18 protein-coding genes and 2 tRNA genes are annotated in these 25,761 nt (G+C 37.6%); 13 read left to right on the plus strand and 7 right to left on the minus strand.

Features of this window, described 5'->3' with window-relative positions:
- Nucleotides 1–137: 137 nt before the first annotated feature.
- The 3 genes from HZR84_10420 (at nt 138) to HZR84_10430 (ending at nt 7,702) form a co-directional block, all read left to right on the plus strand.
- Entirely contained in the window at nt 138–5,639 is a 5,502-nt protein-coding gene (locus tag HZR84_10420) for a DUF2341 domain-containing protein (GenBank protein QNL22337.1), read from the plus strand.
- A gap of 277 nt (nt 5,640–5,916) precedes the next feature.
- Complete coding sequence (locus HZR84_10425) at nt 5,917–6,453, plus strand: hypothetical protein (GenBank protein QNL22338.1); 537 nt, start codon at nt 5,917–5,919, stop codon at nt 6,451–6,453.
- Between the two features lie 145 nt (nt 6,454–6,598).
- Nucleotides 6,599–7,702: a hypothetical protein gene (locus HZR84_10430; GenBank protein ID QNL22339.1), complete on the plus strand. Its 1,104-nt coding sequence runs from the start codon at nt 6,599–6,601 to the stop codon at nt 7,700–7,702.
- A gap of 164 nt (nt 7,703–7,866) precedes the next feature.
- Here the strand turns inward: HZR84_10430 and HZR84_10435 are convergent, their stop codons facing one another.
- Nucleotides 7,867–8,133 (minus strand): GIY-YIG nuclease family protein, encoded by a 267-nt coding sequence (locus HZR84_10435; protein ID QNL22340.1) that lies wholly within the window; start codon nt 8,131–8,133, stop codon nt 7,867–7,869.
- A gap of 292 nt (nt 8,134–8,425) precedes the next feature.
- A tRNA-Asn gene (locus tag HZR84_10440) sits at nt 8,426–8,499 on the minus strand.
- Between the two features lie 311 nt (nt 8,500–8,810).
- Between HZR84_10440 and HZR84_10445 the strand changes: the two genes are divergently transcribed.
- The 3 genes from HZR84_10445 (at nt 8,811) to HZR84_10455 (ending at nt 12,388) form a co-directional block, all read left to right on the plus strand.
- The gene (locus tag HZR84_10445; GenBank protein QNL22341.1) at nt 8,811–10,295 is read left to right on the plus strand and encodes a trypsin-like peptidase domain-containing protein; all 1,485 of its coding nucleotides are present in this window, start codon (nt 8,811–8,813) and stop codon (nt 10,293–10,295) included.
- 68 nt (nt 10,296–10,363) lie between these two features.
- Nucleotides 10,364–11,902 carry an aldehyde dehydrogenase family protein gene (locus HZR84_10450; protein QNL22342.1) on the plus strand — a complete coding sequence of 513 codons (1,539 nt, stop codon included), beginning with the start codon at nt 10,364–10,366 and terminating at the stop codon, nt 11,900–11,902.
- 102 nt (nt 11,903–12,004) lie between these two features.
- Nucleotides 12,005–12,388, plus strand: coding sequence for a response regulator (locus HZR84_10455; protein ID QNL23241.1), 384 nt, complete (start codon nt 12,005–12,007; stop codon nt 12,386–12,388).
- A 1-nt stretch (nt 12,389) separates the two neighbouring features.
- On the opposite strand, the gene HZR84_10460 is transcribed toward HZR84_10455, so the two are convergent.
- Nucleotides 12,390–13,832 carry a hypothetical protein gene (locus tag HZR84_10460; GenBank protein QNL22343.1) on the minus strand — a complete coding sequence of 481 codons (1,443 nt, stop codon included), beginning with the start codon at nt 13,830–13,832 and terminating at the stop codon, nt 12,390–12,392.
- Between the two features lie 304 nt (nt 13,833–14,136).
- Here HZR84_10460 and HZR84_10465 point away from each other — a divergent pair, with 304 nt between their 5' ends.
- From HZR84_10465 to HZR84_10490, 6 genes are read left to right on the plus strand one after another with little or no spacing between them, the layout of a single operon-like run.
- Nucleotides 14,137–14,658 (plus strand): RNA polymerase sigma-70 factor, encoded by a 522-nt coding sequence (locus tag HZR84_10465; GenBank protein ID QNL22344.1) that lies wholly within the window; start codon nt 14,137–14,139, stop codon nt 14,656–14,658.
- 3 nt (nt 14,659–14,661) lie between these two features.
- A complete protein-coding gene (locus HZR84_10470; protein ID QNL22345.1) occupies nt 14,662–15,579 on the plus strand; it encodes a FecR family protein in 918 nt (305 codons plus the stop codon).
- 32 nt (nt 15,580–15,611) lie between these two features.
- Nucleotides 15,612–18,266 (plus strand): TonB-dependent receptor plug domain-containing protein, encoded by a 2,655-nt coding sequence (locus tag HZR84_10475; GenBank protein QNL22346.1) that lies wholly within the window; start codon nt 15,612–15,614, stop codon nt 18,264–18,266.
- Entirely contained in the window at nt 18,266–19,063 is a 798-nt protein-coding gene (locus HZR84_10480) for a DUF4249 family protein (protein ID QNL22347.1), read from the plus strand. Before HZR84_10475 ends, HZR84_10480 begins: the two co-directional genes overlap by 1 nt.
- A gap of 46 nt (nt 19,064–19,109) precedes the next feature.
- Nucleotides 19,110–19,937 (plus strand): FecR family protein, encoded by an 828-nt coding sequence (locus HZR84_10485; protein ID QNL22348.1) that lies wholly within the window; start codon nt 19,110–19,112, stop codon nt 19,935–19,937.
- A gap of 20 nt (nt 19,938–19,957) precedes the next feature.
- On the plus strand, nt 19,958–20,098 hold the full coding sequence (locus HZR84_10490; protein ID QNL22349.1) for a hypothetical protein: 141 nt from the start codon (nt 19,958–19,960) through the stop codon (nt 20,096–20,098).
- A 318-nt stretch (nt 20,099–20,416) separates the two neighbouring features.
- Here HZR84_10490 and HZR84_10495 read toward each other — a convergent pair.
- From HZR84_10495 to HZR84_10510, 4 genes are all read right to left on the minus strand, one after another.
- A tRNA-Ala gene (locus tag HZR84_10495) sits at nt 20,417–20,490 on the minus strand.
- Between the two features lie 417 nt (nt 20,491–20,907).
- Nucleotides 20,908–21,441 (minus strand): C40 family peptidase, encoded by a 534-nt coding sequence (locus tag HZR84_10500; protein ID QNL22350.1) that lies wholly within the window; start codon nt 21,439–21,441, stop codon nt 20,908–20,910.
- Nucleotide 21,442: 1 nt separating this feature from the next.
- Nucleotides 21,443–21,973 carry a hypoxanthine phosphoribosyltransferase gene (gene hpt, locus HZR84_10505; GenBank protein ID QNL22351.1) on the minus strand — a complete coding sequence of 177 codons (531 nt, stop codon included), beginning with the start codon at nt 21,971–21,973 and terminating at the stop codon, nt 21,443–21,445.
- A gap of 56 nt (nt 21,974–22,029) precedes the next feature.
- The gene (locus HZR84_10510; protein QNL22352.1) at nt 22,030–24,381 is read right to left on the minus strand and encodes a sodium-translocating pyrophosphatase; all 2,352 of its coding nucleotides are present in this window, start codon (nt 24,379–24,381) and stop codon (nt 22,030–22,032) included.
- 170 nt (nt 24,382–24,551) lie between these two features.
- On the opposite strand from HZR84_10510, the gene HZR84_10515 reads away from it, so the two are divergent.
- On the plus strand, nt 24,552–25,745 hold the full coding sequence (locus HZR84_10515; protein ID QNL22353.1) for a tetratricopeptide repeat protein: 1,194 nt from the start codon (nt 24,552–24,554) through the stop codon (nt 25,743–25,745).
- The last annotated feature ends 16 nt before the right edge of the window (nt 25,746–25,761 follow it).

The raw sequence follows: 25,761 nt of genomic DNA on the forward strand, positions 1-25,761 counted from the left end.
AATGAAAGCCCTGAGTTTTTGAAGATTCAATTGATTTGGTAAGTAAGTATTGAAATGAACATTTTCTTGTTAATTTCGTATTGATTATTAGTCAAAAACCCAAAAGCAAAAGCATTTTTTTTGTTGAGTCATTTACTTTGAGAAGGATAATTTTAACTTTTGTATTTGTCATCTCAAGTGTTGGTATAATCTTTGCCCAATTCTTAAGTGGCTATTCATTTCGAAAAGAATTAACTCTGGATGGAAGTCTAATTTCCGGCGTAGGTGTTCTATCTGATTTCCCTGTTCTAATTGATCTAACGGATACTTCAATTCGCGATAATGCGATGGCAAATGGGTTTGACATAGCCTTTACAGAATCTGATGGGACAACTCAACTGGATCATGAAATTCTGGATTATGATAATAGCACAGGAAATATTCTTGCATATGTCCGAACAGATCTCACCGGAGCTACGAACAAAACCATTTACGTTTATTATGGAAACGCGACAATTGTCTCTGATCCTTCTGTAAATACAACATGGAACAATGATTTCCAGGCTGTATTGCATTTGGATGAAAGCGGAAATGGAAGCGATAACGAATTTCTGGATTCAAGTCCCAATGCAAGACATGGTACCGGGGGAGGTTTGGTGGGTGCAGGAAATAATGCAAATACACCTGATCAGGCAGCGGGTGTTTTTGGCCAATCTCAAAATTTTATTGAGGGTAATAATGATAGAATTCGACTCCTGCCTACCAATGATGATTCATGGACTGCTTTTACCGTACAGGTATGGATTAATCCCGATGGAACAGGTGATGACAGAATTTTCGGAAAATGCTGGGGTACCGGTGTGGATGATGAAACATGGTTGCTTCGTCAGACCGGAGGCGTTATAGGATCGAGAACAAGGGTTGATACAGATAATAATACGCAGGTAGATGATGATGATAATCCAATTGCTTACAATACCGGAACCTGGTATTTAGCCGCATACAGCTGGGATGCAAGCGATGATGTAATAAGAGTATATCTGAATGGCACTCAGGTTGCCACCGGCGCTACAGCAGGCGGAAATAATCTTACTGTAACAGATGTGGATGAAACAGATAATGCTACAATTGGAAACATTCCCGGTGGAGGAAGAGCTTTTGACGGTCAATTACAGGAAGCAAGGGTATCCAATATTGCACTTAGTGCAGATTGGCTGGCTACACAATACAACATTGAAAATAGTCCTGCTTCTTTTATCTCTGCAATAGGTGCGGAAGAGGGAAATTGTACTCCACCGGCAGTACTCAATGCTTCTGCCTTTACTTCATTCATTACTTCCGGCCAGCAGGATACTCTAACTTTTTCGGCTGCTCCCGGAGTACTTGATGGTTCAAATGCCATCCAATGGCAGCAATCCACTGACGGTGTTGCATTTACCAACAGTGCAGATGGTGTAATGGGATCATCCGGTTCAACTACAGATACTTTTATTACCAGCATGCTCACGCAAGACACCTATTTCCGAGTGAGCGTAACAAATTTGAGTGATTGTGATATTACAGGAGTAAGTAATACTGTACTTGTTTCCGTAGTTGCACCCTACGATCCCGCTTTGGGTGATTATACCAACAGAAGAAAATTTACAACTGACAACACACTTGTTTTTGGCGATAATGGTGATATTGACCCCCATACAGACTTCCCCATACTTATTTCGATTACTGATACCTGTTTGCGTACCCTTGCCAATGGAGGTAATTTAAGAAGTGATAATGCCTTTGACATTTTATTCACGGATTCCGATGGATCGACTGTGCTTGATCATGAAACAGAATTATATGATCCGGTTACCGGAAGGCTAGTGGTTTGGGTGAAAATACCCTCACTGAACGCCACAACCGATCAGGAAATATATATGTATTATGGCAATGCAAGCGTCACTACCGATCCAAGTACTGTTAATACCTGGAGCAATGGCTTTCTTGGCGTATGGCATATGGATGAGGATCCAAATGTATTTAATATTGACGATGCCACCGCCTCTGATAACGATGCAAGGCCATTAAATATGGAGTCCAATGATTTAGTTGCAGGTAAAATTGGCAACGGTATTGACATGGATGGATATGATGGAAGCGTCGGAGAGTTTTTTGTTGTCGGAACAGACAACAATGTGCCATCAGAATTAAGAATAACAGGAGACAAAATAACACTAAGTGCATGGGTTAATCTCAGCGCAACAGACGGGAATGAATATTCTATAATTGAAAAGTCAAATAATAACCAGGATGTAGATATCAGTTATTTTCTTGGGCGAAACGGGAATGTTGTTCAAGCGCGACTTGGAACACCGGAAACAGTTAATAATGGATTAAGATTGAATGGAACCACTGGAATAGGAACTACAGATTGGGCTTATATATCCATGACCTATGATGGAGATTTGGCACCGGCAAATAGCTTTTTTGTTTATCTCAATGCTCAGGTAGAAGATCAGGACAATAGAAGCGGTAATATTTTCACAGATGCAATTGACGAATTTTTCATTGGTGGTCGCGATGATGCTACAAACAGATTTTTTGATGGTACTGTGGATGAACTCCGTGTGGCAGACTCAGCAAGGACTCAGCCATGGCTTGAAACCGAATACACTAATCAGTGTAATCCCACTACCTTTTTGACTTCAGGTGGAGAGCAGGGTTGCCCATCACCGGTAAATGGAGGACTTGCAACTGCAACAGATCCGGCAATCTTTATCGGTGAGAATACCAGTATTATCCTTAGTAATTTTACCAATGGCGCAAGTATTCAATGGCAAAATTCAACCGATAATATCACGTTTACGGATATTGGGGGAGAAACAGGGAATCAATTGCAGATAGGGCCCTTAAATGAAAGCACATATTATAGGGCAGAAGTTACCAACGGAACCTGTACGGACTATTCAACGGTAGCATTTGTCAGTGCCACGGCACCTATTCTACCGGGTTATTCATTCAGAAAATGTATTCAGATTAAGGCAGATCAAGTTTCAGGAACAGATACACTGGGGAATTTCCCCATTTATTTGGATATGCGAAATGATCCGGATCTAAATACAGATAATATTAGAACCTATAATTCTGACGGCCTGCCTTTGGATATTGTTTTTTCAAGGGTTGTTGGGTCTGCGCAGGTACTCATAGACCATGAAATTGAATACTTCCAAAATGATGCCACCGATGGCAGCATTAGGGTTTGGGTAAAGATTCCATCAGTTTCATCATTGAGCGACACTAAGATTTTTATGAATTATGGCAATTGTAATGTGACCGAATCAGCTTCCTCGACTGCAGCAGATGATGGCACCAGCACAACCAATCCGAAAAATACCAATACATGGAGCAATGGCTTTTTAGCAGTTTGGCACCTCGATGATGATGTATCAAACATCGCAGTGAATGATACTGTTGAAGATGCTACAAATACACAGGCAGTTGGATTTGCACAAGGCAACATGACTACAATAACCGGGCAGTTGGGAGATGGTATGGATTTTAGCGGTGCCGGAAATGATCGTGTAATAGTTGGGACCTTAAATAATCCACCGGCAGCACTTGAAAATATCGGTGATGAATTTACGATATCCGGGTGGGTCAATAGTAATAATGCCAACCCCGCAGACCGCTCAATGATTGAGCTTTCAGATGGCACGGCAAACCCTGATTGTAAATACTGGTTTGGTCTGGATGGCAATGGCATGCAAATGAGAGCCACGGATATTGACGGTGATTTTATAAGAGAAGAGCAGGTTGGTGGAGGTGTTTCAAGCGACATCGATGATGGCGAATGGCATTATCTTGTGATGAGCTATGACGGCACTTCACTAGATGCATTCATTGACGGTGCTGATTTTGGTAATTTCACTTCTGCCGGATTTGCCGGCAATATAGATTCGGAAGCAGGGGATGACTTGCTTATTGGAAGTAGAAACAATGGAAATCTTATCAATGCCGAAATGGATGAACTTCGAATTGCGAATGCTGCCAGAGACATTATATGGGCAAGTACAGAATTCAATAATCAGTCAGATCCGGTTTATGATTATGGAGATTTAGCTAATGCTTCCAATTTCTTTGAAGTTGAGGATGAAGAGTCTTTTGTGCTCTGGACAAATGCTGATGCCGGAACAAATAATAACTGGAGCAATCAAAACAACTGGGGAATTTGTCGTTTACCTTTTGCTGATGAAACAGTTCGAATTCCTGATTCTACTGATAATATCGGTGGCAATAATCCGTTTTTTGATGTTGCAAGTGATGGCGATACCATAGGCGGACTTTTACTGGAAAACAATTCCAAACTCAACTTTGAAAATACAGGTTTCACTCTCAATATTACAGGAGATGTTACCAATAATTCCGGGAGTGATTTCACCGCTGACGGAACAATTAATTTTACAGGAACAAGCAATCAGAGTATTCAGGGTTTGGGTAGGACCATTATTACAAATATGGAAATAAACAATTCCAGCGGTGTTAATATCGATGCACCTACAAGCATTACCACTAATCTTGATTTTGGAAGCGGTCATATTTACCTGACAGATGATACATTAACAATAGCAGCCGGAGCCACTATTACAGGAGCAAATTCAAGTAGTTTTATTGTAACACCTTTTAGCAATTGTCTCAAGCAGGAAGGTCTTGGTAATGGTGGAGTTACAAGCTCAGTATTGTATCCAATTGGAATTAATAATAGTAGCTATACACCTGCTAGCTTGACAAATGCAGCTTCCGGAACATTGGATAATTATTGCATACATGTTTGTGAAAATGTATATGAAGAAGGGACCTGCTTCTCAGGAACACAAATTCTTACCGGTGTTGTCAATAGAACATGGTTTGTTGAAGAAGATGTGATTGGCGGATCAGATGCAACGCTTGAATTGCAGTGGAATGGGGTGGATGAAGCTGGTGGTTTTAACAATACAAATGTTTTCTTCAGTCGACATAATGGTTCAACATGGCAAAATTTAAACACTCAGGATGCAAGTGGGGGAGGAGACCCCTATGTAGCAAATGCGAGCTCCATTATCTCTTTTTCTCCTTTTAGTATCATATCTGATCCCCTGGCATTACCAATTGTAGCGATTGAGCTTTTTGCTTCCAACAATGGAGAATTTGTCAATTTGAATTGGACGATACTTGGTTTTGATGAAATTGACCGCTTATTTATCGAAAGGTCCGTTGAATCAGGAGACTTTCAGGTTATATCAGAAAATTTTGACAACACAAATTTAAATTTACATTACAAGGATGATCCTCCGGGTGGATCCATTTTCTATTATAGAGTAAAAGCCCTAACAAATTCGGGCAAATGGGTCTACAGCAATATTGTATCACAGACGCTGTTTAAAACAGAGAAATTAGTAAATGTATATCCTAATCCAACAAATGGAATAATTACAATTGATATAGGAGATAAAGAATTCAATGAGCTCGTGGATGTTTCTTTGATAAAAATAAACGGGCAGTTAATAATTAATCAAAGCAAATTGGTTAATTCGGGTATTGTGTCGATGGAATTTAATGTTCCTTCAGGGTATTATTTTCTAAAAATCGAAAATAGTCAAATTCATGCTACAGTTCCCCTCATAATCGCTAATAAAAATAAATAAACCAATCTTGTTAATTAATTGCCGAATCTGAAGGCAGACAATAACATATTTATTTAAAACAGGTGAAAATCAGAATTCAGACATCATCTGATATGTAATCAAAATAGATTAGAGAAATTCACACTTGCCTTATAAGGGTCCTATATCTTTAAAGAAAAACTGGGCTCTGTTATTACAAAATATTTGTTTCAGGAATTTATTTTTTAGTCCATACTAAGTTCTTAATTCATTAAATTTAAATCAATCAGTGTTATGCTTTTGCTCAAAAATTGAAATTATGAAACGCATATTCTACTTTGTTGTCTTCTTGATAGTATCTATATCAGGATACGCTCAGGAATTAGGGCCGGCCAATTCTTTTTCAGCCGGATTACAAATTGCCAATTATCAGAAAGATTTCGGCATTGGTTTAAACATTGCAAGCCCTTATTTCGCCGGGGATTATTTAGCCATCAGAGTGCGAAGCAATATGATGTGGTATGAACATATTGATAATAATTCCAAATTCACCTGGACGACCTATTCCAATCACTCTCTTGGTTTGGCTAGTGTAGCAGGAAGGATCAATGATAATTTTAGATTGTATGGAGAGGGAGGATTGATACTTATATTGCCTTCAAGTGCTTTTTCTTCTGAGGACATTGAAGTTGGGGGCTATGGATTATTTGGTTTTGAGTTTCACTTTTCTACGAATGACAATTATTATATTGAATTAGGGTCGGTAGGCACCGGTGCCATTGCTGACAAAGTTCCCGGCGAACCGATTTATTCCAATGGTTTTGCCATTAATGTGGGTTATAGGCATCATTTTTGAAATAAAATAAGTAAGTAAAAATTAAAAAACCCATGACATCTGCTCGGATTTTTGTAACTTTTTTGTGCAAACACACACTTTACCCATTTGCTCCACAACGGATTATTATTAAATTGGATGCATATAATTATTTATTTACGTTATTATGAAAGTCAAAAGTATTGTTTCATTATTTATATTGTTTTTATTTATTTTCGGTTGTGGAGAAGATAATTCTAAAAGCACCGACATTACACCTCCGCAGAATTTAATTGGATCAGAAGGTGGTGTTGTTTCTTCCACTGATAATTCTGCAATATTGACAATACCTGCAGGCGCTTTATCAGATCCAACAGAAATTACCCTGAATATTACTACAAATCATCCTTCAGGCAATATAGGACTTGTATATGATTTTGGACCTGATGGATTAGAGTTCAATTCCAGTGTCACATTAAGTCTTGAGTATATGGAATCAGATTTGGGGAATGTTGATGAATCAGATCTCAGTTTGGCAGTTGTCAATGGAAATGATTGGAGTATTTTAAATTCTAATGTTGACATGGATAATAATATTGTTTCCGCTAGTATCAATCATTTCTCCAAATTTGGAATCGTGGACAAATCTAAAAATTGTCAAGTCATACTTACAGAGTTTAGAGATATTGCCCCAGGTGATACAATTAGTTATCAATTTTTAGCTGATAATGGAGGAAAAGTGAATAAAGTAATGCTTGAAGACTCTGCTATATTTGAAATTACCTTTAATTATGATGCCTCTGGCAAAATAACTTCGGCAAATTCCGAATATGATGCATCTTTTAATTTTACATATACAAATGACCTAATTACAACAGCTATAGATGATGATCAGACAGAGTACACAATTACTTATAATTCGTTAAAGCAAATCGAGCTGATAGAATATGAAAATGAAGAACGCGAATATGAGTATGATTCAAATGGTAACCTGATTTCGGATACTGAGAATGGGAATGAAACTGAGGTATATACTTATGACAATAAGAATAATCCGTTAAAAACATTGGGACTTCCCGACATTATTTTCTATCTATTATTGGATTTTGACCCTGCTACTGCGTATTCGACCAATAACGTTTTGACTGAAGTTGATTTCAGTGGAGAGGAAGGTACATATTCATATACGTACAATAATGATGATTTTCCGATTTCAGCCAATTTTATTGAAGAATTATCTGGAACTATTACAAGTCAATTGGACCTTCAATACGATTATGATTGTAAGTAAATGACAAAGGCCATTAGAATGGCGAGTCTTTTTTGCTACGCCCTCTAGGGATTCCAGATTCTCGCTTCGCGCCATCGGGATAAATCTGCCTGCCGGTAGGCATGGCATCTCACCCAATCGTGGTCAAAAAAAAACCCAAAGCAATTACCTCGGGTTTCTTGATTCTATGAATTGTCAAGAAAATTTCTCAGTATAAATTTTAGCATTCTTCTTCCCTGATTTGACTTGAGATATTTTTCTCTTCGTTTAGCATCTTTCATAGATCTGTGAAACTCACAGTAAATCAATTCAAATGGAGTTCTGTCAGCAGTACTTTTACTTTTTCCATTATTGTGCTCTTTGATTCTCTTTAGGATGCGAGTTGAATAGCCAGTGTAGTTTTCTAAGTCTTTCTGGCTTTTTAGTACATAAACACAATATGGAAGAATCATACCATTTTCCATGAAATAAATCTATAAAAAGAAAAAGCGATATGATTTGAATTCACACATTGAAAATATGTATTTATAAATCGAGGGCCAGTAGTAGAGCCTTTTTACGCTTCGCTTCAAAAGCCACACTACTGGACGCCAGACTTTTTGATAAAATTCAATCGGTAAATGCTAAAGTATAAGCAAACAAAAAAAGGATACCTCATAGCGAAGTATCCTTTATCTTTTTTCGGACTCTGCCTCAACCATTGATTGGGCCAAGCCCGGAAGCGTGCTCTGCTCTGCTTCTAGGCTCCCCCTCTTGGACTCGAACCAAGGACCTATTGATTAACAGTCAACCGCTCTAACCAGCTGAGCTAAGGGGGAATATGCTTAAATTTCCACCATTTGTCTCGCTCGCCGAAGTTTCAACGAAGGCGAGAGCTAAGGGGGAATTTTTTAATTGAAAAATTACAATTAGTAATTATCAATTAAATGTTCAATTACAGTGTTTATTCAACTTCAAAGTCTTCTTCTTTGAAGGACTTTTCCTGAACTTCCTTTAGGGCTTCTCTGGAAAAGGACTGCAAATATAATGCCCTTTATAAAATTGCAAAACCTATCAGAAAAAATTATTGTTCTTTTGTACAAGAATTATTTTTTACGCGTTGCTAATTGATACTCGAAATATTTTATAAATGAATTTTTCTCGTTTTTTATTGATTTTTCTGGCTTTTCTTTCTTCTTCTGTTATTGGCGGTTGGATTGCCTATGAATTGCTCAGACAAGACTTACCCGGCCAATCTTCGGTTCAAATAATAAGGGAAAACTCAGCGCCGACTTACAATTACGATACGGTTGCTCCCAAAAGCATAAATATTCCCGAAGGCCTTGATTTCATTTTTGCTGCAGAACGCGTTACGCCTACCGTAGTGCACATCAGAACATATCAGGAAGATCTTTACAGAAGAAATAATCGCCTTGGTAATTTATTTGATCGCTGGATGGGCAGAGAAGGTGAAGAAGGATACCGACCTCCGACGGGTTCGGGTTCCGGGGTAATTATATCTTCTGATGGATTTATAGTTACAAATTATCATGTGGTTGAATCTTCCGATGAAATCGAAGTAATTCTGGATGACAAGCGCGAATTTCCCGGAAAAATTATTGGAACAGACCCAACAACCGATCTGGCCCTGATTAAAATCCAAAGCGAAAATCTGCCATTTGTAGAATATGGCAATTCCGATAATGTCAGGATAGGCGAATGGGTGCTTGCAGTGGGAAATCCATTTGACCTTACCTCAACGGTGACGGCTGGTATTGTAAGTGCCAAAGGAAGAAACATCAATATTTTAAGAAATAACCTGGCCATAGAATCTTTTATTCAAACTGATGCGGCGGTAAATCCTGGTAACAGTGGTGGTGCACTGGTTAATTTAAAAGGTGAATTAATTGGGGTCAATACCGCTATTGCAACGCGAACGGGTTCCTTTGCCGGTTATTCTTTTGCAGTGCCGGTTTCATTGGTCCAAAAAGTAACCGAGGATTTACTTGAATACGGCGAAGTTCAAAGAGCCCTGCTCGGTGTAATTATTCGAGATGTGGATGCCGGTCTTGCCGAAACCAAAGGGATTGATAAAATCAAAGGTGTCTATATTGAAGAGGTCAGCGCTAACAGTGCTGCCTTGGATGCCGGATTGCAAAAAGGCGATATCATTATTGCCATAGAAGGGGCAGCGGTAAATTCTCCGGCAGAACTTCAGGAGCAGGTGGCTAAATTCCGGCCCGGAGATGAAATCGCTGTAGATTATTCAAGAAACAATACAAATTTTTCTGTGGCGGTGAAATTGAAAAATACTGCCGGTAATACAGCCCTGGTACGCCGAGAAAACAATGAAATAATAAACATTGACGATTTGGGTATTTCTATTCAAAAATTAGATGCAGGAGAACGACTGGCATATAATCTTGATTATGGTGTGAAAGTTCTGAGGCTCTTTGAGGGATTAATCCTGGATCAAACCAATATGGAGGAAAGTTTTATTATTACTGAGATAAATGGAGAAGAAATTTCGACACCCGAAGATCTTAACTCCGTTCTCGAATCCAGCACTTCGCGTCTGATAATTGAGGGCCAATATCCCAGTGGAAGACAAAAGCGCTTTCAGGTGAGAAGGTAAATCTACTTTTACTTGCATGCTGTTGTGGAGGTGTTAAATTTGCGGGTCCTAACTCCAAATAAAATTATATGTCTTCCGATATTAAAACAGCACTTGAACAATTAGGGATTAAATCAGAAAATTATGGTGTTTCCACAGGAATCAATTCCTGGAATGGAAAGGCCCAAAAACTGGATTCACACTCACCGGTTGATGGCAAGCACATTGCTTCTACATCTATGGCTTCCGGGGAGGATTATGACAAGGTTATGGAAGTAGCCCTAAGGGCATTTGAAAGCTGGCGCTTGGTGCCTGCTCCAAAAAGAGGCGAAATTGTACGACAAATTGGAGAGGCATTAAGAAAAAACAAGGAGCCTTTGGGAAAACTCGTTTCTTATGAAATGGGAAAGTCACTCCAGGAAGGTTATGGTGAAGTTCAGGAAATGATTGATATCTGCGATTTTGCGGTAGGGCTTTCAAGACAACTTTACGGATTAACCATGCATTCCGAACGCTCTGCTCATAGAATGTATGAGCAATACCATCCTTTAGGAGTTGTGGGGATAATTTCTGCATTTAATTTTCCGGTAGCTGTATGGGCCTGGAACTCCATGCTGGCATGGGTATGCGGGGATGTTTGCATCTGGAAACCTTCAGAAAAGGTTCCATTATGCGCCATTGCCTGTCAGAATATTGTTTCTGAAGTATTTAAAAGCAACGATCTTCCTGAAGGGCTTTCGAACATTTTGATAGGAGATTATACCGTAGGTGAGTTTATGACCTCCGATAAACGAATGCCTTTGGTTTCCGCAACCGGAAGCATAAGAATGGGTAAAATCGTAGGGAAAGCAGTTGCGGAAAGACTCGGAAGGTCATTGCTCGAACTCGGTGGTAACAATGCAATTATTGTAAGTCCGGATGCTGATTTGAAAATGACCATAGTCGGAGCAGTATTTGGAGCCGTGGGGACTTGTGGTCAAAGATGCACCAGCACTAGACGTTTGATCGTTCATGAAACCATTCTTGAAGAAATAAGCGCGAAACTCAAAAATGCCTATGCTCAGTTAAAAATAGGTTCGCCTTTGGATGAAAATAATCATGTAGGGCCTTTGATTGATCAAGATGCGGTTAAAATATATCAGAATGCATTGGATGAAATACGTAAACAGGGAGGAGAATTTCTTGTAGAAGGAGAAGTACTTTCGGGCGAAGGCTATGATTCGGGTTGTTACGTAAGGCCCGCCATCGCCATTGTCAAAAATGAATGGGAAATAGTCCAAAATGAGACTTTTGCACCAATACTTTATATTATTCCCTACAAGACAATTAATGAGGCCATATCCATTCAAAACGGTGTTGTACAGGGATTATCCTCTGCAATTATGACTCAAAATCTAAGAGAAGCAGAATTGTTTTTATCTCACATGGGCTCCGATTGTGGCATTGCCAATGTGAACATTGGCACTTCGGGTGCGGAAATTGGTGGCGCCTTTGGCGGCGAAAAAGAAACCGGCGGGGGAAGAGAGTCCGGTTCTGATGCCTGGAAAGCTTATATGAGAAGGCAGACCAACACAATAAATTATGGAGCTGATTTGCCTCTCGCACAGGGAATTAAATTTGACCTGTAATATTTAGTGTAAATTTGAAGTTTTACAGATTGGAATTATTGTTTAATTAGGAGTCTGATTATAGAATAAAAAGCAATGGCTAAAAATAAAATAAAAGCGGTAATGCTAATCGATGATAATGAAATTGATAATCTCATTAATCAAAAGATGATTGAAGCTGCAAATATTTGTGAAAACATCTACACGCATACCGGAGCCAAAAGCGCCATTGAATTTTTAAAAAATCTTGAAAAAATGTCGGATTCGGTCAATGATTTTTTCCCTGAACTCATTTTTTTGGATATTGATATGCCTTTGATGGATGGGTTTCAATTTCTGGACGAATTCGAAAAACTATCCAACGAAACCAAGGGTAAAATTAAAATTGTAATGCTCACCTCTTCAATTAATCCACAGGATATGAGCAAAGCAAAAAAATATTCCTACGTCAAAAAATATATCAACAAGCCTCTGACGCAGGAAAATATTGAGAAATTGGAAATTTGATTTAAGATAACCTTTCTATAAAATTTTCATCCAACTTTATAAATCTTGAAGGGCAAAATGCCGGTCCTTGAACTGCACCAATCTTTTTTATTAGCGAAGCAATCTTGGCCTGTTTCTGCTTCTTATTATCGTTGATTGAAGTTTTAAAAATTTTTGTAAAAATGAGGATGTGATGACACTGATCTTTGCCTATAATCCTCATTTGTCTTTGTATGCTATTGACAAGCTGAGTAAAGAGGTCATAATCATTCATCAGGCAATATTGAAGAGCTAAAATTATTTTTACTTCAAGCAATGCCAGGGGATATTTCTTGAGCGATACTTCATTTAAAAGATTGTTTATCCACTGCGCAGCTTCATCGTACTTCTGAACATAATAGCAACTAAGCGCTCTATATATGATGTAAGTTACATGTGTAGATATATCGTTTTTATCATATTCGAAATCTTCAAATAGCGTAATATTCTCTTCGTATAACTCATTTTCAATACCCATCCTTAAGTTTCTTTCGAGTTTAGTCAAAAGAAACTGAGCAGGGTAGGTATACAAACCATAATTGCTGATGAGATTAGGACAATTATCATTGATGTCTTCAAAGAATTTTTCCGCTTTGCGATAGACTTTGTAATGATTGTAGTATTCGAGTTTGAGGAATTCAAATACTTTTTTGAGGTGATAGTAAATTGAATCGAGATAATAAGATTCAAATATTTTTTCTACCCTGTCAATAATATCTTCAATCGGTTCCTCATCAACATCAGTCTCAAATGATTCCGGTTCTACAAACAATCGATGAAAAATAGTCATGCAACTTTGATATATGAACAGCCTATGCGACTCATAGAGATTCATCACATTGTCCATTTCTTTTTTCATCAATGACAATTCCATTTTCTCACTTTCTTCTCCCGACAAAGAATAGGAACCGTATTTTTTAAAATATTCAGTGAGCAAATCCTCAGCTTTATCCATGGCAAGCATATAGGCCACGTGCTTATTGTAAAGCTGCTTGTAATTAAAGTGCTCTTCAGAATGAATATGAAGCTTTTTTAAGGTCTTATAAACAATTGTGAGTTCATTCGATAAATCATAATCCAGGAGTGACTTCTCTAGTTTTTTAAGCGTTGCAATTGAAATGGCTTTCTTCTTAGTGAAAATGATTTCATTGATATTGGCTACTTTTTTCAGAATATCCGTTCTGGGGCTTTCCATCTGCTGGAGCAGATATTCTTCTATTTTTTGATTCAACCTAGACCTGAGTGTATAATAGGCATTGGTATTGACATCCAGTTCCTCCATTATTTTGGCGTCGGAACTTTGACTTTCCCTGAGAAATTTTAATAAATAACCTGACTTTTCTGCGTTACTTTCAATAAGTGAGTCGTATATAGTTTTATAGTCTTGTTCTGAAAGCTGTTTAATTATATTTTTTAGCTTGGCCATTGGGCAATAATTGAATTATTTCATAAACTCACTTGAACATGTTAATCTAATCATGTTTTAAAGCGGCTTTTGGTTATTAAATGTAAAAAGACACTATATGTAAGAAAAATAGTAATTGAAAAGGGAAATATAGTCATGCGAGGCTAATAAATAATGTTTAAATGTTATGACGCTTTTATTGAGATTAAGTTTAATGTAAGATTTAATAGTAAAATAAAATTATTCATGACATTTATTCATGATACTCTTGTTCAATACGCCCATTTTTACATACAATAAATGATAATTTTCTTTTAAAATCAACTTGGACAATAACAATAGAAGCGGTAGTAATTTTGATAAAACAGAATTTGAGAATCTGTTCAATGAAAACTATGAATCCGTACGAAATTTCATCTATTATAAAACCGGTGATATACAATTAGCTGAAGACATATGCCAGGATGTATTTATTAAAGTTTGGGAAAGAAGGTCTGAAATCATTCCTGAAAAAGTCAAATACCTCTGCTTTACAATTGCGAATAATCTTTCTCTTAATTATTTAAAACATTTGAAGATTGTTTATAACTTTAAAAACGCTTTTATAGAAAGACACGAATTCGAATCGCCTGAGCATTTGCTCATTCAAAAGGAATTTGATCTCAAACTTCAGGAGGTAATTTCAGAACTGCCTGAAAAACAGAGAATTGTATTCTTAATGAATCGAATTGATAAGCTTACTTACAATGAAATAGCGGACCGTTTGGGTCTTAGTGTAAAAGCAATAGAAAAACGCATGAGTCAGGCCTTGAAGGAACTAAATACAAAACTTCAGGTTAAAGTATAGTATATGGCAAAGGAAAGTTTAGCATATAAGACCATTCAAAAAATGCTTGAGGAGCTTGAATCCGGAAAGCAATTCACAAAAAGATTAAGAGGAAGATGTTTTAAGGAGGCCTCATTTGATGAACTTGAATTCTTTTTGAGCAAATCGGATGCTGAAATCCTTGAATATGAATCAAAAAAATCCGGAAGCGGCAGAGTGGTTTCTTTACCCTTTATAAGAAAATATCCGATGGCTATTGCGGCTTCTATTTCGTTGCTATTGGTGGCCTTGTACTTTTCGGTAAGATTGTTTATTCCGAATGAAGTTATAACCCAGTTGGCGCAATATAAGACAGTGGAATTACCCGATCATTCTAAAATTACATTAAATGCCGACTCAAAAGTTGAGTATAATCCCGTTTCCTGGTATTGGGATAGACGTGTTTCATTGGAAGGTGAGGCATATTTTGAAGTGGAAAAAGGCAGTGATTTTATTGTTTCTACAAAATCGGGAAAAGTTAGAGTTTTAGGGACTTCCTTTAATGTGAAAGACCGAGCTAATCAGTTTCGTGTGGATTGTAAAACCGGTAAAGTGGAAGTAGCAGTGGATGATCAAAAAATTATTTTGGTTAAAAATGAAAGTGCAGAATTAAATGTTCTAAATAATAATTTGGCCAAAATCAACAATAAAAATAATTATGTAGCGACCTGGAAAAAAGGCTACTTCAATTTTGATTCCGAAAGTCTTGCCGGCGTTATTGAAGAATTGGAGAGACAATACAATATAGAAATTGAATTAAAAGCTGAAAAGGATTATTTATTTACTGGATATTTCCCTATCAGCAATATCGATAGTTCATTGGAAACAGTATGCTCTGCCCTTGGCTTAAGCTATAGTTTTCAGGATAAGCAAAACAAAAAGACTGCTATAATTATTCAATAATCTGATTCGTGTGTCAACTCAGATTAATTCTATTGATCCTACTGCTGGCTTTATTTAAGCCCTTTATTTCTCATGCTCAAAATCTGGAATTAAAAATAAATGGCGATTTCAGTGGTAAAAATCTAAATGCCGTTTTAAAAGAAATACAATCCAAATATGATCTGCAATTTGCTTTTGACGAGAGAAGGCTTTCAAAGGTGAATGTGAACAAAGCGATCAATAACACACAACTCATAGATTTTTTGATTCAATATTTAAGGCCGGTGGGCCTTTCTTTTTATATACTGGATGAAACCATTATAATAAAACCTGAAGAGGAAATACCGGAGGACCAACTTCCCGTACTCAATAAAACCTATAATTTATCGGGATTCGTATTTGATTCATTGACGGGAGAAAGATTGCCCTATGCATTGATAAAATTCACTCCCGGTGACCTGGTTTCAACCAGCAATGTCAATGGATTCTTTTCAATAAAAGATATACCGGTTTCCAAAGGGAGAATAGAAATTTTCTATTTGGGATACGGCAAGGAGAATATTAATATCGAATCGCTCGAAAAAACTGGGAATCTCAGGGTTTCTCTTTCATCCGACAATGCTGTGTTAAATGAAGTGCTGGTAGAAGGAAATCCAAATCAATTAGTAAGTCTTGGTGATGATGTCAGTAAAATTAGTATCAATCCGGCACAGATGGAAAATCTGCCAAATCTCGGTGAAGTAGATATTTTCAGATCCATTCAGCTCTTGCCAGGTATTAATGGCACATTTGAAACGGCTTCAAGTATTAACATTAGAGGCAGCGCCCCCGATCACAATTTGATTCTCTTTGATGGATTTAACGTATATCACCTGGATCATTTTTTTGGCATCTTCAGTGCATTCAATAACAATTCCATTAAAAACATACAGGTTTTTAAAGGAGGCTTTGAGGCCAAATACGGGGGTAGAGTAGGAGGAGTATTGGATATTACTGGCAAGTCGGGGAGTAGTGAAAAACCTATTTTTGGACTGGGATTGAATTTCATTGGTTTTAACGCTTTGGCAGAAGTGCCAATTGGGAAAAAAACCAATTTCTTCTTTGCGGCGCGGCGGTCAATGACCGATTTTTTTCCAACGAGGTCTTACAAGGAATTAATCGAGAACGTATTAAACAATGATTTGAATGCTGAGCCGACCAACATTTATCGAAGTTATGATGAGCTCAATCCCATTTTTAATTTTTACGATTTAAATACAAAATTAACGCATCGCTTTTCTGAGAATGAAAAAATAGCTTTTAGTTTTTATCACGGAAGGGACATCTTAAAAATTGATAATACCTCCGATTTTCCAAACCTTACCTTTAATACTGAAAACCGAACCCGATGGGGAAACATTGGAGCGGGCTTAACTTACAGTAAACAATGGGAGAAAAATTTCTATTCTGATTTTAGCCTTGGCTATTCCAATTATTTTTCCAGAGTGACATATGGAGCTACTAAAGAATTTACAGATCAAAATGAGAATCTTGATGAACTTGTAATTTTTGAACAAAAGAATGATGTCGATGATGTATCATTAAAAATTGACAATGGTTGGAATTATTCGAGTAATAATCAATTGGAGTTTGGAATGCTGATCACTAACAATGCTATTTCCTATTCTGTATTTAACGATAGCATTTTTACGGAAGAGTTAAGTGAAAGGGGAAATCAGACTGCCGCTTATGTTCAGAACAGGTTCAGATTGGGAAGCCGAACCGAAATTGTGCCCGGATTGCGCATAAATTATTATGACATTACAAGGCATTTATTCTTTGAACCAAGGTTGAATGTCAATTACAAGCTTTTCAATGGATTTACATTAAAGGGTGCTTACGGAAGATATAATCAGGTGGTTAGTCGTGTTTTAAGACGAAATATTTTCGCAAGTAACCCTGACTTTTGGGTGCTTTCAGATGAAGAGAATATCCCGGTTTTGAGTTCGGATCATCTAATAGCAGGATTTAATTACAATTTCAATATGCATTGGACCTTTGATATGGAAATATATCAAAAATGGGACAGAGGGGTTCTTGAGTACATTCCTCCGGAAGGTATTTTCGCTAATGATGCCCCTGAATATTCCCCGTATTTCCGTGGTACAAGTGAGTCGAAGGGTGTGGAATTCATACTTCAGAGAAAAGGAAAATATTTTAATGGTTGGATCAGTTACGCCTACAGCTTTAGCGAAAATCAGTTTGAAGAATTGAACGACAGCGAAAAGTATCCCTCAAATCAGGATCAACGACATGAGATTAAATTTGTAAACATGTTTACCTATCGGAAATTTGAAGTTTCAGCAGTTTGGATTTACGGATCAGGACGACCCTACACAGCTCCATTAGGAAATTTCAATATAAATAATCCGGCAGATGGCGATATTGAGGTATTATATGTGAGCGATATTAATTCATTCAGACTGCCCGATTATCACAGACTCGATATTTCACTTAATTACAAACAAAAGATTGGAAAACTTGACAGTGAAATAGGCTTTTCCATATTTAATCTTTACGACAGAAAAAATGTGAAATTCAGAAGATTCAGGCAAATTGATCAGGATATACAGGTAGTTGAAAATACCATTGGCAATACCAATTATATACAAAGTGATTTATTTTTATTGGGTTTTACACCTAACATCAGTTTGAAAATTAGATTTTAATGCGCGGCCATTTAATAATAGCATTGATTTTAGTCTTAATTGGATTTAATTCCTGCAGAGAAGAACTGCGCACAGATCTAAATGATAAAATTCTTATCGAGTCATTTATTATGCACGGGCAGGAGAATAATACCATCGAGATTCGACTTTTTTCGCCATTAAGCAAAAGTGACAGTTCGCCTTTAATAACCCCCCAAAACACTCAAATATCAAACCTCAGTAAAAATGTAGTTTTATTTCCCGAATTTGAATCTACCGGAGTTTTTAAGCTGGATTCAAGAGCACTAAAACTTGGTGAGGAAGACATTCTTGAATTGAAGATCAATTACAATGGAGAACAGATTTATGCCATTACCACAGTACCCAATAGAACTCAGGAAATAGAATTAAGCAATCCCGATTTGAAAATCAATTATATTGTAGATGCAATTCCAAATAGAATCACGATGAGCTGGACCCCGGAAAATGACCCCGATTATTATTTAATTGAAATTGATACAGCAAGTAGAAACCCTCAGAAGATAAATGATGATAGAATTAATTCCGATCCTGCAAACCCATATGTAAACCGAATTGGTTTTCCAATCAGTGGCTCGGAAATAGAAATTTCCTATCCATCTGTTGGCTACTTTGGCAGACATCGAATTGTATTACATCATATTACAAAGGATTTTTACGACTTGTACAACAACCCGGTGCAGGGAAGTTACAATAAATTGAATCAGAGTGTTGTAAATGGTTTAGGCATATTTACTGCAATAAATTCGGATACAGTTTACTTTAGGGTAGTTCCATAGTAGGGTAAGAAAGGAAAAGATTGTAATCCTATTGAAAGATTAAATAGTGGAAAAGCAAGATTTAGATAAGAAAATACTTGAAAGCAGCTCGCATTTTGAAGTTGAAGAAAATTTGACCAAAAAGCAGGCATGGGAAAGACTGCGGTCAGAAATAGATTTTAAACCAAAAACAGTAGTAATTAAAATGCCTTTATTAAAATGGGCAGCTTCAATTATTGTCATTCTTGGTATATCATTTTTTGTATTAAAGAGCGCCGGTACACAAACCCATATTGCCGGAACGGATATTATTGAAATAGAATTGCCGGATGGTTCTGAAATAGTTTTGGATCAGAACTCCGAGGTTTCATTCAATAAATATTTCTGGAATCTAGATAGAAATGTACTTTTAAAAGGCCATGCTTATTTTGATGTTGAGTCTGGAAATACCTTTGAAGTCATGACCCGAAATGGAAGTGTTGAAGTATTGGGTACTGAATTTAATATTGAAGAAGACGAAGAAAAATTTAAAGTCTTTTGTTTTGAAGGCAGGGTTTCGGTTAAATCTAATGATCAGAACGAAATTTTACTCAGCGAGGGGATGGCTACTTCCTTGGTAAATAATAATTTAGTTGATCCTTTTGCGTTTAATAAAGAAAAGATTGCCGCCTGGAAAAACGGTTTATTTTATTTTGAGCAAGAATCATTGTCCGATGTGTTTGAGAGTTTGAGCCAATATTATAATGTTGATATTAGCGTAGAGGTGCCCATTGAAGGCAAAAACTTCTCAGGCGTATTTAAAAAGGCCAAGATTCAAACTTCAATGGAAATCGTTTGTTCATCGATGGGATTGAGTTACGAGCTGAAGGAAAATACGGTTACAATTACTGAATAGCTTAAGAAAATACCTTTGACATGCATATAAGAACAAAATCAAAAGAATCTTTGAAATCGCTTTACGCCGCCTTTGAAAACCTGGCCAAAAAAATGGGCAGGGAGTTTCGTGAGCAGATTTCTTCTAAGGATTCCGGTACAAGAAAACCTGCAAAAGGCTGAACAGCCCAGTTCACCTAAGTTTAATTTAAATTAATTAAGCCCTCGGAAGCTATAGTTTTTCCTTTACAAGGAGTTTATTGCTTTTAGTGGAGGATTCTAATATTGGAATGTGCCGCTTGTTTCAAATTTGGATAAATGTCAGATTCCCCGAAATGCGTATCACTTATTCGGGGTAAACTTCTCATGGAAGCTTTATGAATAAATTGTGGAGAATATCGGATTCGAACCCCTGCCTACCGGCAGGCAGGGATGACCAAGTTCGTGAGTTTAAGCAATGATATTTAGATTCTCAACAAACGAAATTGTTAATGAACTAAGTGGAGAATGTGAGATTCGAACTCACGACCTCTACGCTGCCAGCGTAGCGCTCTAGCCAACTGAGCTAATCCCCCATATTAAGTGTTGAGTACAGCGTACGAGAATTAAATTCGCAAGCTGATCTCTTTTCCCATTGACTTTTTCAATGCAATTGTGAAGCAGAGTCCTGAATTATTTGTGGAGCAAATTATTTCAGGGCTAATCCCCCTACTTCTTGCCGTCGCGAAGCCGCTTTGGCGAAGCACGGCGCTGAAACTACGTCGGGTAAACCCAAATAACTTCAACAAAAAATGTTTTCTTCATAGACTTATTCTATGAAAACTGAGCGAAGTCCTGAATTATTTGCGAAGCAAATTACTTCAGGGCTAATCCCCCTATTTCTTGCCGTCGCTAAGCCGCTTTGGCGAAGCACGGCGCTGAAGCTTAGTAGGGTGCCGCCCTAAAAGTCCAGACTTATTGTTATTCAAAATTGTGGTGCAAATATAGTCCAACTATCTAAACGGCCTTATGGCTTTGATATATTTTTTACGCCAATAATCAGAAAATAATTGACTTTCTGTGACACCCAATGAAGTGCTGGCATGAATAAACTTCACATCTTCATGGCCTCTGATATCTGTAACCAAGCCTACATGCGTAATTTTGCGTCTTTTTTTACCCGTTGCAAAAAATACCCAATCGCCTTCTCTCAAACTGTGAATGCCTACTTTTTTACCAAAATTTGCCTGTGCGGCAGAGCTTCTTGGAATGGATATATTGTTCAATTGATAAGAAGTATACAACAGGCCCGAACAATCCATTCCGGCTCTGGTGGTACCTCCCCACTTATAAGGTGTGCCAATAAATTTTTTTGAAGTCAGGATAACGGATTGGTTTAACCTTTTTTTCTTTTTTCGAGATAATTTAATCGCTGAATTGCTTTTTACTGAATTTCTTTTTTTGGAACTTTTACAGGAGTCCAATAGAGTAACTGTACAAATTGCCAGAAGTACTATAATGAAAGTTCGCAGATATGATTTATCCATATTACTCGGCAAGCGCATAGATATCTTTTAAATTTCTGCCTATTTCATCGTAATCAAGTCCATATCCTACCACAAATCTATTGTCAATTTCAAATCCTATATAGTCAATTTGAAAGTTTTCCGTGAAGGATTCTTTTTTAAATAGGAGACAGCAAGTCTTTATTGATCTTGGTTGACTTTTTTTCAATAGCTCAATCAGGTAATTAAAGGTATGGCCGGTATCGATAATGTCATCAATTATAATAACATCTTTATCCCTGATGTCGATTCCCAAACCGATCATTGTTTTGGCATTTCCACTCGACTGAGTTCCGTGATAGCTTTTCACTTTTACAAAGCTTAATTCTACCTCAGCCTGAATCTCGCGAACAAGGTCAGCGGTAAAAATAAAGGCACCGTTTAGAATAGAAATGAAAAGAGGAGTCGAACTACTATAATCCTTTTGAATCAGCTCTGAGAGGCTCTTAAGCCTTTCCTTGATTTCTTCTTCAGAAATATACAATTCAAATTTTTTACCGTGAATTTCGGGCATAAAAAAAGGCCTTTTTTAAAAAAGGCCAATTTTACAATTTTATAAATATAAAATGATTATAAATCCGAATTTTCGATTGCGACAAGAGATTTAGCTGTAGATGCTTCGATGCTTTTTTCTTCGATCATCGTTAATTCTTCTTTGCTATCTTCAACCGCGCTTACCTCTTCTTCCTGAATTGTCATTTCAATTGAGTTCTCAGGGATCAATTGACTTTCAGCTGAATCGACAAGTGGAATTGCAATAGAAGGTGCAATTACCAAAGCCACAACAGACATCAATTTTAAAAGAATATTTAGGGAAGGTCCTGAAGTATCTTTAAACGGATCTCCAACGGTATCTCCAACAACAGCTGCTTTATGAGGGTCAGAACCCTTTCCATATTTTGTTCCATTGATTTCAACGCCACCTTCGATCATTTTCTTTGCATTGTCCCATGCGCCGCCTGCGTTTGATTGGAAAATTGCCATTAATACACCTGCGGAGGTCACACCTGCTAATAATCCGCCAAGCATTTGAGGACCACCACCGGGAACAAAACCAACAAAAACTGGTACCACAATGGCCAGAAGACCAGGGAATACCATTTCCTTTATCGAAGCTTTTGTCGAAATTTCAACACATTTATCGTATTCTGCCACTCCATCAGCTGCTTCAAAAGTATCTTTATCTGCCTGCGACCAGTCAGCCTGATCTTTACCCTCATTTCTTTTCATCACATCTAGCGCAGCGCCTAAAGCCGGGATTTCTTTGAATTGTCGTCTTACTTCTTCGATCATTGACATCGCTGCTCTTCCTACGGCATTCATACTTAGTGCTGAAAAGACAAACGGAAGCATGGCACCAATAAGCAGACCAGCCATTACTTTTGGTTCGGCTATGTTAATAATGCTTAGATTAGCTTGTTGCATAAATGCTGCAAATAATGCCAAAGCAGTTAATGCAGCAGATCCAATCGCGAATCCTTTACCGATTGCAGCTGTAGTATTTCCAACAGCATCAAGATTGTCTGTTCTTTCTCTAACTTCTTTTGGAAGCTCAGCCATTTCAGCGATTCCCCCTGCATTATCAGAAATTGGTCCGTATGCATCGACAGCCAATTGAATTCCGGTATTGGCAAGCATTCCTACTGCGGCAATAGCAATACCATAAAGTCCAGCAAATGTGTAGGAAATCAAAATTGCAGCTGCGATGAGCATTACTGGGATGGCAGTACTCATCATACCAACTCCAAGTCCAGCAATAATATTTGTGGCAGATCCCGTAACCGATTGTCTTACAATTGAGGTGACAGGTTTTGTTCCTGTTCCGGTATAAAATTCTGTGATTTTACCGATACCTAATCCGGCAATCAAGCCTGCAAGTGTAGCGAAGAAAACACCATTCGCTGTATATTCTGTTTCTCCTAAAGTCCATGAAGCCGGAAGGAAATGGTGTATTATGAAATAAGAGGCAATCACCATAACAATGGCAGAACCAAACTCTCCTGTATTCAAAGCCGCGTGAGGACTTCCACCTTCTTTAACCTTAACAAAGAATGTTCCCAGAATTGACATTAATATTCCTACAGCTGCAAGAGCAAGTGGTAAAACGACCGCACCAAGCCCATCCAATGGGAAATCAGTTACTGTGACAAAAGCAGCACCAAGAACCATTGTACCGATGATTGAACCGACATAGGATTCAAAAAGGTCGGCTCCCATTCCTGCAACATCACCAACATTGTCTCCAACATTATCGGCAATTGTAGCCGGATTTAAAGGGTGATCTTCCGGAATTCCCGCTTCAACTTTTCCTACTAGGTCAGCACCAACGTCGGCCGCCTTCGTATAAATACCTCCCCCAACTCTAGCAAAAAGTGCAATAGAGGAAGCTCCAAGTGAGAATCCAGCTAGTACATTAAGCACTGTGGAAACACTATCTTTATCGCCAAGTCCGAATATATTTGAATAAACAATGAAAAGGACACTAAGGCCTAAGACACCAAGGCCTACAACACCCATACCCATCACTGATCCTCCACCAAATGCAACTTCCAGAGCTTTACCCAAAGAAGTTCTTGCAGCATTAGTTGTTCTGACATTGGCTTTAGTAGCCACACGCATTCCCATAAAACCTGCTAAGGCAGAACAGATTGCGCCAACAATAAATGATAGAGACACTAAAGCACTTGAATTGGCTTCATTTGCTCCTTTAAAGGCAAGAAGAACAGCGACTGCGACAACAAATATTGCCAGAACCCTATATTCCGCTTTAAGGAATGCCATTGCTCCAACAGAAATATGATCAGCAATTTTGCTCATCTTCTCAGTTCCAACTTCCTGTTTTGAAACCCAGGAAGATTTCCACAATACAAATAACAAGGCTAAAACACCGAATGCCGGTATAACGTAAACTAGGTTTTCCATAGATAAGTCTTTATAAACTATTAGGATCGATTTTAAATAGAGCGCAAAAGTAAAATTTTTATTAAGAATGGAATATTAATTGCTTTATTAATTATCAAGCCAAAAAATCATTACATTTTTGCGGGATAATTTTTAATCAATTTTGAATGTTCTGCGTTTAAGCAATAACAATGAAAATCAGGATACTATTTTTTACATTAATCACGCTATTAACAGTATTAGAGACGAATTCTCAGAATCCGGATCAGGAAATTCTATTAAACAACCCTGCCGTTAGAATAAGGGCAACAGAAGCTGTTAACCTGATGTACGATTTTAAGTTTGAAGAAGCAAGAAAACGTTTCAAATGGCTCAAACAGGATTATCCGGAGCATCCACTATCCTATTTTCTCATGGGACTTTTGTATTGGTGGAAAATTATGCCAAATGTAGACAACACAGAATACGATGAAATTTTCCTTACTTATATGGATACGGCTATCGCAAAAGCCGAGCAAATGGGTGGGAAAAGAGCTGCATATGCTGAAAAAGCTTTTTTTCTCGCGGGTAGTCATGCTTTCGTAGCAAGATTGCATTCTGAAAGAGCTGCATGGAGAAAAGCTTCCTTATCAAGTAAAAAAGCACTTAATTATCTCGAGGAAAGCAGGGAATACACCGACTGGAGTCCTGAATTTTTATTTGGTGAAGGTCTGTACAACTATTATGCTGAATGGGTAAAAGAAAACTACAAATTTCTCAGACCCATATTATTGTTTTTCCCGAAAGGCGATAAGCAATTGGGAATGAAGCAATTGGAAGATAATGCCCATACTTCATTTTATACTAGAACAGAAGGGCAGTACTGGCTAATGCGGATGTATTATTATGAAGATGAAGATGAAAAAGCCATAGAACTTGGAAAGTATTTGCATGAAACCTTCCCGGATAATGCCTATTTCCACCGTTATTATGCCCGATTGTGTTTTACGCAAAGCAATTTGTCAAAGGCTAAGGAAGAATCCATTGAGATTCTGGAAAAGTTAAATAACAAAATGCCCGGATACGAAGCCGTTAGTGGCAGATATGCCAGCTTTTTTCTTGGATTTATTTACTATAAAAGAGACAATAATTTGGAAAAGGCTAAGGCTTATTTTGAACAATGCATAGATTTCTCAGAAAAAGCCAATGATGAAGATGCAGGTTATTACCTTTATAGCTTTTCAAATTTGGCCGAGATTGCGGATAAACAGAATGATACCGAAAAGGCGATTACTTTATATAGGAAATTATTGCAACTCACTGAGAAAAAAGATAAACTGCACAAGGATGCTGTGGCATATCTTAAAAAGAAGGATGCCTACGAAGACGGTTGGTGGCCTTTCTAATCATTTAATAATAATT

The sequence above is a fragment of the Hyphobacterium sp. CCMP332 genome (assembly GCA_014323545.1).
Classification (GTDB): domain Bacteria; phylum Bacteroidota; class Bacteroidia; order Cytophagales; family CCMP332; genus CCMP332.